Source organism: Nocardioides dokdonensis FR1436 (assembly GCF_001653335.1).
Classification (GTDB): Bacteria; Actinomycetota; Actinomycetes; order Propionibacteriales; family Nocardioidaceae; genus Nocardioides; species Nocardioides dokdonensis.
In genome coordinates this window covers 2139126-2151983 of sequence record NZ_CP015079.1, presented here as the reverse complement: position 1 = coordinate 2151983, position 12858 = coordinate 2139126, and the positions used below count along the sequence as shown (strand labels likewise).

Sequence of the window (12858 nt, the reverse complement as noted above, 5' to 3'; positions counted from 1 at the left end):
CGAGTCGGCGCAGATGTCTCGCCGAGTCGGCGCAGATGTCGCCGCGAGTCGGGCTCTTGTGACTGATGTGTGGGTCATCTGCCGGGTAGTCGGGGTCGGTGGCCGCCGAGAGTGAGCATGAGGATGGCAATCAGAGCGTGGGGGTCGCGGAAGCCGTAGGCCATGCGGGTTCGTAGTCGGATGCGCAGGTTGACGGCTTCGGTGCGGCCGTTGGACAGGCCGTGCTCGATGGCCAGCAGGATGGGGCCGCGTTGGGCCTGCACGGTCTTGGCTAGTGCTGCGAACTGGGGGATGCGGCAGCGTTGCGCTGAGGTGATCCAGGCATTGAGCGCCTCGGGGGCCTCGTGGTGGGGCAGTTTGAAGATCGCGCGTAGCCCTTCTTTGAGCTGGTAGCCGCGCCACAGTCGGGGGTCGGTCTGTGCGATCCACTTCAGTTGGGCACTCTGGCTGCTGGTGAGGTTCTCGGGGTTCTTCCACAGCGCGTAGCGGGAGCGGGTGAGCAGTCGCAGGCGCTGTGACTCCAGGTGCGGTGGTGCGTCCTTAACTGGTCGTCCGCGTCGTGGTGGGTTCGCGCGCACCGCTGCTCGTGCCTCGCGCCAGGCAGTCAACCGGACCTCCCCGAGGGCGTCGTTGGCCCACTTCACGACGTGGAAGGGATCAGCGGCCTGGATCGCGGCAGGGCAGTTGGTGCCTACGACGTCGGCGATGTAGCCGGCGCTGTCGGCGGTGACGTGGGTGATCTGGGCGGACCGTTCGGGCCCGAGGGCATCGAAGAAGGACTGCAAGGTGGCCTTGGTCTGGCCCTTGCCGGCCCACACCAGTCGGCCGGTGTCGTGGTCGATGACGACCATCAGGTACAGGTGCCCGCGCCGGTAGGAGACTTCGTCGATCCCGATCCTGGTGAGCCCACTCAGCAGGTCGACGCGTCCTTCTACCTCGGCCCAGACACGGGTGATGACCGCGCCTACGGTGCGCCACGCAATGCGCATCAGCTCGGTGACCGCGATCTTCGAGGTCTGGGTGGCCAACCAGGCGACCTGGTTCTCGAATGCCCTGCTTGCCCTAGCACCATGGCGGGCCCAGGGCAGGTGAGCTACCACCACGCCGTGCTCACGACACCGCACCCGCGGCGCATCGCCCTGCAGTTGACACCGGATCGTGCCCAGGTCCAAAGCGCGCCAGTGCCGGCGTCCTCGACCTGCGTCGTAGCCCGGCGAGGGGCGCTGGCAACGGCCACAGCGGCCACGCTGACGAGCTACCGGGCGGACCCGGATGGTGACCTGCTGCAATTCCTGCTCGAAGTCAACGCCCTCGATCACGGTGTTCTCACACCCGACAAGAGCACGCCATAAGGTGGCATCGCGCACGCCGCTCTCCTGTGCACCTGGTTTCAGTTCCTCGACAGTTCAGAAACCTAGACAGAGAGCGGCGTGCGCTCATTCACGGCACGCTCAGCCACCCACACATGCATCACAAGAGCCCGAGTCGGCGCAGATCTTTCCCGCGCGCCGGCTGGTCGGTTCCAGCCGGGTGGGCGCGACATCCGGGCCGGGTGGGCGCGACATCCGGGCCGGGTGGGCGCGACATCCGGGCCGGGTGGGCGCGACATCCGGGCCGGGTGGGCGCGATATCCGGGCCGGGTGGGCGCGACATCCGGGCCGGGTGGGCGCGACATCCGGGCCGGGTGGGCGCGATATCTGGGCCGGGTGGGCGCGATATCTGGGCCGGGTCAGCTGAGGGGGGCGGTGGTGAGCGAGCGCAGGAGAGCCTGCAGCTCCGCGGGGGTCGCGGACCCGTAGACCAGGACGGTGCTGGCGCGCGCGCCGCGGCCGACCTCGGCGGCGTACGCCGTGTCGCCCTCCTCGTCGGTGAAGGTGCGCCACTGCGTGGCGATGCTGCTCTCACCGGCCTGGAGGACCAGCGGGTCACCCTCGGTGGCGCCCTCGTCGACGTAGACCTCCACCAGGTCGTCGACGTCCTCGCCCTCCACCTGGAGCCCCGCGTAGGTCTTCTCCTCGGTCAGGAGCGCCAGCGCGAAGGTCGGCGGGGAGCCCGGCTCGTAGCTGACGTTGTTGACCAGCCAGCCCGAGGGCAGTGCTTCTGGGTAGACCAGCTCGACGCCCTCGCCCTGCACCGCGCGCACGACCTCGGTGTAGTCGGCGTTGGAGGGGGTGTACTCCGGCTCGGAGCGGAACAGCCCGGCGATCAGCACGGTGCCGATGACCGCCACCACCAGGATCAGCATCGCGCCGATGAATCCGTTGGTGGAGCGCGTGTAGCGGCCGGGTTGGCCCGTCTGGCTCATGGCGTCATTCTCCCGTGCCGCTCCAACGTCACCGCGCCCGGGGCGGCAGGCCACCTCCCGAGACCCGCAGGTGCGGCACCCTGTGGCCGTCTTCACCGCAGGTGCGGCATACTCGCTGCGTGACCACCTACCGGATCGCGGAAGCCGCCGACCTGCTCGGCGTCAGCGACGACACCGTACGACGCTGGGTCGAGGCCGGCCGGGTGCCCGCGCAGCAGCACGACGGCCGCACCGTGGTCGACGGGGCCGACCTGGCCGCACTCGCCGCCTCGCTGGCCGACGCGCCCGACCCCGCCCGCGCCTCGGCGGTCAGCGCCCGCAACCGCCTGGTCGGCATCGTCACCCGGGTCCGCAAGGACACGGTGATGGCCCAGGTCGACATGGTCTGCGGCCCCTACCGCCTGGTCTCCCTGATGTCCGCGGAGGCCGCCGACGACCTCGCCCTGGCCCCCGGTTCGCGGGTGGTCGCCTCGGTGAAGTCGACCAACGTCGTCGTGGAGCTGCCGTGAACGCCCGTCCGCACGTCGCCGCCGGCCTCCTGGGCGTGCTTGCCCTGCTCCCCCTGGCCGCCTGCAGCAGCAGCAGCGACCCGGCCGGCGGCGCGGGCGAGCCGAGCAGCAGCGGCACCAGCGGGAGCGAGAGCCTCACCGTGCTCGCCGCGGCCTCGCTGACCGAGACCTTCACCGAGCTCGCCGCCCAGTTCGAGGCCGAGCACCCGGGGGTGGAGGTCACGCTGGCCTTCGACTCCTCGGCCACCCTGGCCCAGCAGGCGCTCGAGGGAGCGCCCGCGGACGTGCTGGCCACCGCCGACACCCGCACGATGGAGTCGGCGGCCGCGGCGCTGGCCGGCGCGCCGGAGCTCTTCGCCACCAACACCCTGGTCCTGGTGGTGCCGGCCGGGAACCCCGCCGGCATCGAGGGCCTCGACGACCTGTCCGCCGAAGGTGTCGACTACGTCGCCTGCGTCGAGACCGCCCCCTGCGGTGCGGTCTGGGCCGCCCTGGCCGAGCAGGCGGGCGTCGAGACCGACGCCGCGAGCCTCGAGGTCGACGTCAAGGCGGTGCTGGCCCGGGTGGTCGCGGACGAGGCCGACGCCGGCCTGGTCTACGCGACCGACGCCGTGGCGGCCGGCGACGCCGTGGAGACGATCACCGTGCCGGGCGCGGAGCAGCAGCCCACGTCGTACCCGTTGTCGATCCTGCAGCAGACCCAGCAGCCCGACCTCGCCCAGGACTTCGTCGACCTCGTGCTCGGGGAGGTCGGGAGCCGGGTGCTGGCCGACGCCGGCTTCGGCGCCCCGTGACCTCCGGCCCGCTCCTGGCCGCCACGGCCCCGGGGGCCACGGGGGCGCCGACGACGGCGGCCCCCCGACACCTCGGCCGGCCGCCGCTGGTGCTGCTGGTGCCCGCGGTCCTCGCCGCGGTGCTGCTCGTGCTCCCGCTGGCGACGCTGGTGCTCGACACCCCGTGGGGGTCGTTCTGGAGCGAGCTGCGCTCGGAGCCGGTGCGCCGGGCGCTCGGGTTGTCGGCGCTGACGTCGCTGCTGACCGTCGCGGCCTGCGTCGTGCTCGGCACGCCCCTGGCCTGGCTGCTGGCGCGCGTGGAGTTCCCCGGTCGCAGCCTGCTGCGCGCGGCGGTCACGGTGCCGCTGGTGCTGCCGCCGGTGGTCGCGGGCGTCGCCCTGGTGACCGCCCTGGGCCGCAACGGCGTGGTCGGCTCGCTGCTGCGCGAGACCACCGGGATCAGCATCCCGTTCACCACCAGCGCCGTCGTCATCGCGCACACCTTCGTCTCGATGCCCTTCTTCGTGCTCAGCGTCGAGGGTGCCCTGCGCACCGCCGGAGAGCGGTACGACGTCGTGGCCGCCACCCTGGGCGCCGACCGCTGGACCACCTTCCGCCGCGTCACGCTCCCGCTGGCGATGCCCGGCCTGGTCGCGGGCGCGGCGCTGGCCTGGGCGCGCAGCCTCGGCGAGTTCGGCGCCACCATCACCTTCGCCGGCAACTTCCCCGGCACCACCCAGACGATGCCGTCGCTGATCTACACCACCCTGCAGGCCGACCCGGCTGCGGCGCGCACGCTCAGCATGATCCTGCTCATCGTCTCCGTCGGCGTGCTCGCGGGGCTGCGGCACCGCTGGCTGAGGCCCCGATGACGGGCCTGCACGCCGACCTCACCGTCCCCGGACGCCTGGTGGCGCAGGTGCACGCCGCCCCCGGCCGGGTGGTGGCGGTCATCGGCCCGAACGGCGCCGGCAAGTCCACCCTGCTGGGCGCGCTGGCCGGCACCGTCGCCGCGACCGGTCGGGTCGAGGTCGGCGGGCGCGACTGGACCGACCTGCCGGTGCGCGAGCGGCGCCTCGGGGTGGTCTTCCAGGACCGGTCGCTCTTCCCGCACCTGCGCGCCCACGAGGACGTCGCCTTCGGGCTGCGCACCCGGGGCGTCCCGCGCCGCGACGCGGAGCGCCGGGCCCGGGACTGGCTGGACCGGCTGGGGGTCGGCGACCTGGCCGAGCGCCGCCCGGCCGAGCTCTCCGGCGGCCAGGCCCAGCGCGTGGCGATCGCGCGGGCACTGGCCACCGAGCCCGACCTGCTGCTGCTCGACGAGCCGTTCGCGGGGCTCGACGTCGGCGTCGCCACCGGCCTGCGCATCGAGCTGGCCCGGCACCTGGCGGCGTACGCCGGCGTCGTGCTGCTGGTCACCCACGACGCGCTGGACGCGCTCACGCTGGCCGACGAGGTGCTGGTGCTCGACGAGGGCCGGGTGGTGCAGACCGGGTCGCCGCGCGAGGTGGCCGCCCACCCGCGCACCGAGCACGTCGCCCGGCTGGTCGGGCTCAACGTGGTCCGCGAGGGCGAGACGCTGCGCTCCTTCGCCCCCAGCGCGGTCACCGTCTCCCCCCGCGGCGCCGGGAGCGGGCCGGCCCCGACGTCGGCGCGCAACCGCTGGGCCGGCCGGGTCGCGGCGCTCGCACCGCACGGCGACGCCGTACGCCTGCTGGTGACCACGACCCGGGGTCCCGAGCTGATCGCGGACGTGACCCCGGCCGCCGCGGTCGAGCTCGGGCTCGACCCGGGTGCCGAGGTGTGGTTGAGCGTCAAGGAGACAGCGGTGCAGACCGATAGCATGCGCCCATGACCTCGCCCTCCACGCAGACCAGCCCCACCACGAGCGCCCCAGCCGGTGGGCTGGACGTCTCGCCCGAGGCCCCCGACCGCAACCTGGCCCTGGAGCTCGTGCGGGTCACCGAGGCCGCCGCCATGGCCGCCGGCCGCTGGGTCGGCCGCGGCGACAAGAACGGCGCCGACGGGGTGGCGGTCAACGCCATGCGGGTGCTGATCTCGACCATCGGCATGAACGGCACCGTGGTCATCGGTGAGGGCGAGAAGGACAACGCGCCGATGCTCTACAACGGCGAGCAGGTCGGCGACGGCACCGGCCCCGAGTGCGACGTCGCGGTCGACCCCATCGACGGCACCACCCTGACCGCCAAGGGCATGACGAACGCCGTCTCGGTGCTCGCGGTCTCGCCGCGCGGGTCGATGTACGACCCGTCGGCGGTCTTCTACATGGAGAAGCTGGTCACCGGCGCCGAGGCCGCCGACTTCGTGGACATCGAGGCGCCCGTCGCGCACAACATCGCCGCGGTCGCCAAGGCCAAGGGCAAGCGGGCCGAGGACGTCACCGTCATGCTGCTCGACCGGCCGCGCCACGAGAGCCTGGTCGCCGACATCCGCGCCACCGGCGCGATGATCAAGTTCATCAGTGACGGCGACGTGGCCGGCGCGATCATGGCCGCCCGCCCCGAGACCGGCATCGACCTGCTGCTCGGCATCGGCGGCACCCCCGAGGGCATCATCACCGCCTGCGCCATGAAGTGCATGGGCGGGACCATCCAGGGCAAGCTCTGGCCGCAGGGCGACGAGGAGACCCAGAAGGCCCTCGACGCCGGCCTCGACCTCGGCACGGTGCTGACCACCGACGACCTCGTCACCGGGGACGACTGCTTCTTCGTGGCCACCGGCATCACCGACGGCGAGCTGCTGCGCGGCGTGCGCTACAGCGCCGGCGGGGTCACCACCCACTCGCTGGTGATGCGCTCGCGCTCCGGCACGATCCGCCAGATCCAGTCGGAGCACCAGCTGCACAAGCTGCGCTCCTACTCGGCGGTCGACTTCGACCGCTGAGCCGGCGGGGTGCGGAACTGACCGGTCGACGGTGCAGAAGTGACTGCTCGTCGGTCAGGCGCTGGCCACCCAGCTCTGCGTCTCCTCACGGGCGCCGCGGTGGCGCACCAGCGCCTCGGTGACGGCGGTGATGACGGCGGGGTCCATGACCATGCCGACGTGCGAGGTGCGCACCTCGACCGCCGTCGCCGTGGGGTCGATGCAGGCGCGCCAGTCGACGATCCCGTCGCGGCGCGAGTAGATCGCGGTGAACGCCACGTCCGCGGGCACCGGTTGCCGGCTCTCCTCGAAGCTCTCCCGCGCGCACGGGCCGCCGACGCAGTCGACGGTCATCGTGCGCGGCACCCCGACCTTGCTGAGCGCGATCAGCCCGCCGAGGCCGGCGGTCAGGGCGCGGTGGTGCGCGGCCGGGGCCAGCATCGGGCTGCCCATGGTGACGATCCCGGAGACCAGGTCGGGGCGGCGTACGGCGATGCCGCGTGCGAGCATCCCGCCCAGGCTGTGGCCCACGAGCTGCACCCGGGTGCCGCGCTTGTTCGCGATCGCCTCGAGCCGCTGCTCGATGAGGTGGGCGGCGTCGAGGGTGCACCCGACGTTGGCCACGATGTGCGAGCGGTAGGTGCGCATCCCCTGCTTGCGCAGCGCGGCGGCCATGAAGCGCAGCGTGTAGTCGCCGGCGAGGAAGCCCGGGACCAGCAGCACCGGGTCGAGGTCACGCGCCTGCGGCCCGGCGACGTACGGCGTGCGGCGGCGCTCGAGGCGCGCGCTGAGGGCCCGCGTGGCGTAGCGACGGGCCTCGCCTGCGATCCGCGCCTCGTTGAGGACGGCCACCACCGGCGGGCGGCGGTAGCCCTCCGGGAGCAGGAAGGAGGCGAGCGGCGACTCGTTCATCGCCCGACCGTAACGCGGTTCGGACCACCCTGTGAGGTGTGACACACAATTGTGACCGGACGTCCGGTCGACCTGGTCCTTGCGGTCTACTGGAACCATGCCCGCTCGTCCCCCGGTGACCATGTCCGAGCAGCTCCGCGCGCCCGTCAGCACCGACGTCGAGCTGTGCTACCAGACCTTCGGAGACCCCGCCGACGAGCCGCTCGTCCTGGTGATGGGTCTCGGTGCGCCCCTGACCTGGTGGGACGAGGAGCTGTGCACGATGCTCGCGCACCGCGGCTTCTACGTCGTGCGCTTCGACAACCGGGACTGCGGGCGGTCGAGCCGTGTCGGGGGCCGGGTCACCCGGGCCACCCTCGTGCGCGCCTTCGCGGGTGCGCCGACCCGGGCGCCGTATTCGCTGGCCGACATGGCCGGCGACGTCACGGGCCTGCTGGACCACCTGGGCGTGGAGTCCGCGCACGTCGCGGGCGTGTCGATGGGCGGGATGATCGTGCAGACGCTCGCGCTCGAGCACCCGACGCGGGTCCGGTCGCTGACCTCGATCATGTCGACCACCGGCCGGCGCACCGTCGGGTGGCAGCACCCCGCGCTGCTGCCGACCCTGCTGGGTCGCGGCGGCACCTCCAAGGAGGACTTCGTCAGGCAGAGCGAGCGGCTGTGGCGCCTCATCGGCTCGCCCGCCTACCCGCAGTCCCCCGAGGCCACCCGCAGCCGTGCCGAGGACACCTTCGACCACGGCGTCAGCGCCGCCGGGACGCTGCGCCAGATGATGGCCATCCTGACCCAGCCCGACCGCGAGCCGCGGCTGCGGGCGCTGCGCAAGCCGGCCCTGGTCGTGCACGGCCTCGCCGACAAGATGGTCCACCCCTCGGGTGGCCGCGCGACCGCCCGCGGGCTCCGCGGCTCCGAGCTGCTGCTCATCGACGGGATGGGCCACGACCTGCCCCCGGCGCTGCACGAGACCCTCGCGGCCGCGATCCGCCGCACGGCCGACCGGGCCTGAGCGGACCTCACCCCCGCAGATACCCCGGTAGGGGGTTGTGGAGGCCCGCTGGCAGGGACTAGACCTGGGGTCCCATTCGCGTCCTCGGGAGGTCCCATGCCGCAGGAGAGCCCAGCCCCGACGACCCGGGGCCGGCGACGAGCCGTCGTACGCCGCAGGTCGCGGCGCGGCCTGGCCACCGCGGCGGCCCTCACGCTCTCGGTCGGCCTGCTGGCCGCCTGCGGCTCCGAGGGCAAGCCGACCCTGACCTGGTACCTCAACCCGGACGGCCAGGACACCTTCGTGGCCTTCGCCGAGCAGTGCAGCACCGACGAGTACGACATCCAGACCCGGCTGCTGCCCACCAGCGCGACCGACCAGCGGGTGCAGCTGGCCCGCCGCCTCGCCGCCGAGGACGACCAGACCGACCTGATGAACCTCGACCCGGTCTTCGTGCCCGAGTTCGCGAACGCCGGCTGGCTGGCCGAGCTGCCGGGCGACACCGTCACCGACGACACCCTCGAGGGCATCGCCGAGACAGTGCGCTGGGACGACAAGATCTTCGCCGCACCGCTGTGGGCCAACACCCAGGTGCTCTGGTACCGCAAGTCGCTGGCCGAGAAGGCCGGCCTCGACATGAGCCAGCCGGTCACCTGGAAGCAGATCATCGAGGGCGCCAGCTCGGTCGACGGCGCCACGGTGGGGGTGCAGGGCAACAAGTACGAGGCGTACGTCGTGTGGATCAACGCGCTGATCGAGGGGGCCGGCGGCACGATCCTCGAGAACCCCGAGGACGGCGTGGACGCCAAGGTGACCCTGGACTCCGACGCCGCCCGCGAGGCCGCGAGCGTCATCCAGGCCCTCGCGGACTCCTCCGCGGCCCAGGGCGACCTGTCGGTGTCCAACGAGGGCACCGCGCTGGCCTACATGTACGGCGACTCCCCCGGCGAGTTCATGACGAACTGGACGTTCGTCTACAAGAACTACGAGCCCTCCGACGCCAACGACTACACGAAGGAGGAGTTCGACGACCTCGGCTGGGCGCGCTACCCGCGCACCGTCGAGGGCGAGGACTCCGCGCCCCCGGTGGGCGGCATCGACATCGGCGTCGGGGCGTTCAGCAAGCACCCCGACTTCGCCCGGGAGGCGGCCGCCTGCATCACCTCCACCGAGAACCAGGTCGAGCTCGCCGTCACCGACGGGCTGATGCCCGCCACCCAGACGGCGTACGACGCCGACGAGCTGACGAAGGCCTACCCCCGGACCTGCTCGAGCTGTTCCGCACCAGCGTCGACGACGGCGGGCCGCGCCCCAAGAGCGCCTTCTACGCCACCATCTCCGGCGCCATCCAGGCCCGCTGGCACGCACCCAGCGACGTCGACCCCGACTCGACGCCCGAGAAGTCCCAGGCCTACCTGCAGGCCGTGCTCGAAGGGAAGGCGCTGCTGTGACCTCCTCGACCGTGGCCACGCCGGCCGTCAACGCCGGCGACCCCAAGCAGCCCAAGGCCTACGTCAGCGACCGCGCCCGGCACGAGAACCGTCTCGGCCAGCGCCTGGTCGCACCGGCGATCGTGGTGATGCTGATCGTCACCGCGTTCCCGATCCTGCGGGCGCTCTACCTCTCGCTGTACAACTACTCGCTCACCGCACCCGCGGACCGGGAGTTCATCGGGCTCTCCAACTACGTCACCGCCCTCACCGACTCGCTCTTCTGGCGCGACATCGGCGTGACCGTCCTCTACATGGTCGTGACCGTGGCGATCGAGCTGGTGATCGGCTTCGCGTTCGCCCTGGTGATGCACCGCGTGATCTTCGCCAGGGGGCTGATCCGCACCTCGATCCTGATCCCCTACGGCATCATCACCGTCGTCTCGGGCTTCGCGTGGCAGTTCGCGTTCACCTACCAGAACGGGTTCGTGAACGGCTGGCTGCCGTTCATCGCCGACGACTTCAACTGGTTCGGCTCCCCGCCGCCGGCGATCATCGCGATCATGGTCTCCGAGATCTGGAAGACCACGCCGTTCATGTCGCTGCTGCTCCTCGCCGGGCTGGCCCAGGTCTCCGAGGACATGGTCGAGGCCGCCAAGGTCGACGGCGCCACCTGGTGGCAGCGGATGTGGAAGGTGGTGCTGCCGAACATGAAGGCGGCGATCATGGTCGCGGTGCTCTTCCGCGCCCTCGACGCCTACCGCATCTTCGACAACATCTTCGTGATGACCGCCGGCGCCCAGGGCACGGAGTCGATCTCGTTCCTGACCTACCGCCAGAGCATCGAGCAGTTCCAGCTCGGCATGGGCTCGGCGCTCGCGGTCCTGCTGTTCCTGTCCGTGCTGCTGGTCGCGTGGCTCATCGTGAAGATGTTCAAGGTCGACCTGGCCCAGGCCCGAGGGGAGTGACGACGATGCGTAACAAGATCGGACTCATGATCGGCGTGCTGCTCGTGCTCGTCTGGTGCCTGCTGCCCGTCGTGTGGATCATCTCGCTGTCGTTCAAGAGCCAGGCGGCCGTCTCCGGTGGCACCGACCCCGGGTTCCTGCCGCTGGACTCGTTCACCGGCTGGGACAACTACTCCAGCGTCCTGCAGGACGACCAGTTCCGTCGCGCCATCATCAACTCGATCGGCATCAGCCTGATCGCGACCCTGCTGTCGGTCATCATCGCCACCCTGGCGGCGTACGCGATCGCCCGGTTGGAGTTCAAGGGCAAGAAGCTGGTGCTGACCATCTCGCTGGCGATCGCGATGTTCCCGGTCGTCTCGCTGGTCAGCCCGCTCTTCGACCTGTGGCGCACGATCGGCCTCTACGACACCTGGCCGGGGCTGATCCTGCCCTACATGTCGTTCACGCTGCCGCTGGCGATCTGGACCCTGTCGGCGTTCTTCCGCGAGATCCCGTGGGAGATGGAGCAGGCCGCCCAGGTCGACGGTGCCACCTCCTGGCAGGCGTTCCGCAAGGTGATCGTGCCGCTGGCCGCGCCGGGTGTGTTCACCGCCGCGATCCTGACGTTCTTCTTCGCCTGGAACGACTTCGTCTTCGGGATCACCCTGACCTCCACCGAGAACGCGCGCCCGATCCCCGCGGCGCTGTCGTTCTTCGTGGGCCCCGACCCCTTCCAGCGTCCCGCCGGCCTCCTGGCCGCCGCGGCCGTGGTGGCCACGATCCCGATCGTGCTCATCGTGCTCGTCTTCCAACGCAAGATCGTCGCCGGTCTGACCTCCGGCGCCGTCAAGGGCTGAGTCAGACACAGAAAGGCAGGTCCGATGGCCGCCATCACCCTCAAGAACATCGTCAAGAAGTACGGCGACGGCTTCCCGGCCGTCAACGACGTCTCGATCGACATCGCCGACGGCGAGTTCGTGATCCTCGTCGGCCCCTCGGGCTGCGGGAAGTCGACGCTGCTGCGGATGATCGTGGGCCTCGAGGACATCACCTCCGGCGACATGATGATCGGGGACCGCAAGGTCAACGACCTGGCGCCGCGCGACCGCAACCTGGCGATGGTCTTCCAGAACTACGCGCTCTACCCGCACCTGTCGGTCTACGAGAACATCGCGTTCCCGCTGCGCCTGGCCGGTGCTCCGGAGAAGGAGATCGACGAGAAGGTGCGCGAGGCGTCGAAGACCCTCGAGCTCGACGAGCACCTCGAGCGCAAGCCCGGCAACCTGTCGGGCGGTCAGCGCCAGCGGGTGGCGATGGGTCGCGCAATCGTCCGCCAGGCCGACGCGTTCCTCTTCGACGAGCCGCTGTCGAACCTCGACGCCAAGCTGCGCGGGCAGATGCGCACCGAGATCGCGCGCCTGCAGAAGCGGCTGGGCATCACCACCGTCTACGTCACCCACGACCAGACCGAGGCGATGACGCTCGGCGACCGGGTCGCGGTGCTCAAGCGCGGTCTGCTCCAGCAGCTGGCCACCCCCCGCGAGCTCTACGAGAACCCCGGCAACCTCTTCGTCGCCGGCTTCATCGGCTCCCCGCCGATGAACTTCCTGCCCGCCGAGGTGGAGGGCACCTCGGTGAAGCTGCCCTTCGGGACCGTGCAGATCCCCGAGGCCAAGGCCGAGCGCTGCCAGGGCAAGGGCGTGCTGATGGCCGGCATCCGACCGGAGTACTTCGAGGACGCCACCATCGCCGACAAGGTCGGCTCGGACTCCACCTTCAGCGCCGACGTCGACTACGTGGAGTGGCTCGGCAACGAGACCTACGCCTACATCCCCTTCGAGGCGCCCCCCGAGGTGGAGGCGAAGATGCGCGAGCTCGAGGCCGACCTCGACGGCGAGGGCCTGCGCACCCAGCTCGTGGTCTCCCTCGACGGGGCGAGCCGCATCAAGGAGGGCGAGACGGCCGAGATCTGGGTCGACGCCACGAAGATGCACCTGTTCGACCCCGCCACCGGGGAGAACCTCACCGTCGACCGCGAGCACGCCGGCGAGATCCCCGCGGACGCGGTGGCCACCCCCGCCTGACCGGAGCCGGCCGGACACTTCGGGCCG

12 protein-coding genes and 1 pseudogene are annotated in these 12858 nt (G+C 71.4%); 10 read left to right on the top strand and 3 right to left on the bottom strand.

The genetic code is table 11. From position 1 onward, the window contains the following. Positions 1-74: 74 nt before the first annotated feature. Positions 75-1367: an ISL3 family transposase gene (locus tag I601_RS10185; RefSeq protein WP_068109018.1), complete on the bottom strand. Its 1293-nt coding sequence runs from the start codon at positions 1365-1367 to the stop codon at positions 75-77. A 362-nt stretch (positions 1368-1729) separates the two neighbouring features. Further along, positions 1730-2305 carry a DUF4245 family protein gene (locus I601_RS10180; protein ID WP_068109014.1) on the bottom strand — a complete coding sequence of 192 codons (576 nt, stop codon included), beginning with the start codon at positions 2303-2305 and terminating at the stop codon, positions 1730-1732. A gap of 119 nt (positions 2306-2424) precedes the next feature. On the opposite strand from I601_RS10180, the gene I601_RS21160 reads away from it, so the two are divergent. From I601_RS21160 to glpX, 5 genes are read left to right on the top strand one after another with little or no spacing between them, the layout of a single operon-like run. Beyond that, positions 2425-2814, top strand: coding sequence for a TOBE domain-containing protein (locus I601_RS21160; protein ID WP_068109012.1), 390 nt, complete (start codon positions 2425-2427; stop codon positions 2812-2814). Further along, entirely contained in the window at positions 2811-3608 is a 798-nt protein-coding gene (modA, locus tag I601_RS21155) for a molybdate ABC transporter substrate-binding protein (RefSeq protein ID WP_218917788.1), read from the top strand. Before I601_RS21160 ends, modA begins: the two co-directional genes overlap by 4 nt. Next, positions 3605-4459, top strand: a complete 855-nt coding sequence (locus tag I601_RS10165; protein ID WP_084527432.1) for an ABC transporter permease — start codon at positions 3605-3607, stop codon at positions 4457-4459. The genes modA and I601_RS10165 overlap by 4 nt, the downstream gene beginning before the upstream one ends. Further along, positions 4456-5442: an ABC transporter ATP-binding protein gene (locus tag I601_RS10160; protein ID WP_068109009.1), complete on the top strand. Its 987-nt coding sequence runs from the start codon at positions 4456-4458 to the stop codon at positions 5440-5442. Before I601_RS10165 ends, I601_RS10160 begins: the two co-directional genes overlap by 4 nt. Further along, positions 5439-6491 carry a class II fructose-bisphosphatase gene (gene glpX, locus I601_RS10155; protein ID WP_084527430.1) on the top strand — a complete coding sequence of 351 codons (1053 nt, stop codon included), beginning with the start codon at positions 5439-5441 and terminating at the stop codon, positions 6489-6491. Before I601_RS10160 ends, glpX begins: the two co-directional genes overlap by 4 nt. A gap of 54 nt (positions 6492-6545) precedes the next feature. Here glpX and I601_RS10150 read toward each other — a convergent pair whose 3' ends face one another. Beyond that, on the bottom strand, positions 6546-7382 hold the full coding sequence (locus I601_RS10150; RefSeq protein WP_068109006.1) for an alpha/beta hydrolase: 837 nt from the start codon (positions 7380-7382) through the stop codon (positions 6546-6548). A 97-nt stretch (positions 7383-7479) separates the two neighbouring features. Here I601_RS10150 and I601_RS10145 point away from each other — a divergent pair, with 97 nt between their 5' ends. The 5 genes and pseudogenes from I601_RS10145 to I601_RS10130 all read left to right on the top strand — a co-directional run bounded on the left by I601_RS10145 (position 7480) and on the right by I601_RS10130 (position 12831). Continuing rightward, entirely contained in the window at positions 7480-8388 is a 909-nt protein-coding gene (locus I601_RS10145; protein ID WP_218917787.1) for an alpha/beta fold hydrolase, read from the top strand. Positions 8389-8484: 96 nt separating this feature from the next. Further along, positions 8485-9558 (top strand): annotated as a pseudogene (locus I601_RS21980) (extracellular solute-binding protein); the annotation flags it as partial. Between the two features lie 256 nt (positions 9559-9814). Beyond that, on the top strand, positions 9815-10765 hold the full coding sequence (locus I601_RS10140; protein ID WP_068109004.1) for a carbohydrate ABC transporter permease: 951 nt from the start codon (positions 9815-9817) through the stop codon (positions 10763-10765). A gap of 5 nt (positions 10766-10770) precedes the next feature. Further along, positions 10771-11604 (top strand): carbohydrate ABC transporter permease, encoded by an 834-nt coding sequence (locus I601_RS10135; RefSeq protein WP_068114710.1) that lies wholly within the window; start codon positions 10771-10773, stop codon positions 11602-11604. 24 nt (positions 11605-11628) lie between these two features. After that, the gene (locus I601_RS10130) at positions 11629-12831 is read left to right on the top strand and encodes an ABC transporter ATP-binding protein (protein ID WP_068109002.1); all 1203 of its coding nucleotides are present in this window, start codon (positions 11629-11631) and stop codon (positions 12829-12831) included. The last annotated feature ends 27 nt before the right edge of the window (positions 12832-12858 follow it).

Coding starts and splice junctions, on each gene's coding strand:
- I601_RS10145 (WP_218917787.1), top strand. CDS start 7,480: ATGCCCGCTCGTCCCCCGGTGACCATGTCCGAGCAGCTCCGCGCGCCC.
- I601_RS10130 (WP_068109002.1), top strand. CDS start 11,629: ATGGCCGCCATCACCCTCAAGAACATCGTCAAGAAGTACGGCGACGGC.
- I601_RS10180 (WP_068109014.1), bottom strand. CDS start 2,305: ATGAGCCAGACGGGCCAACCCGGCCGCTACACGCGCTCCACCAACGGA.
- glpX (WP_084527430.1), top strand. CDS start 5,439: ATGACCTCGCCCTCCACGCAGACCAGCCCCACCACGAGCGCCCCAGCC.
- I601_RS10135 (WP_068114710.1), top strand. CDS start 10,771: ATGCGTAACAAGATCGGACTCATGATCGGCGTGCTGCTCGTGCTCGTC.
- I601_RS10150 (WP_068109006.1), bottom strand. CDS start 7,382: ATGAACGAGTCGCCGCTCGCCTCCTTCCTGCTCCCGGAGGGCTACCGC.
- I601_RS10160 (WP_068109009.1), top strand. CDS start 4,456: ATGACGGGCCTGCACGCCGACCTCACCGTCCCCGGACGCCTGGTGGCG.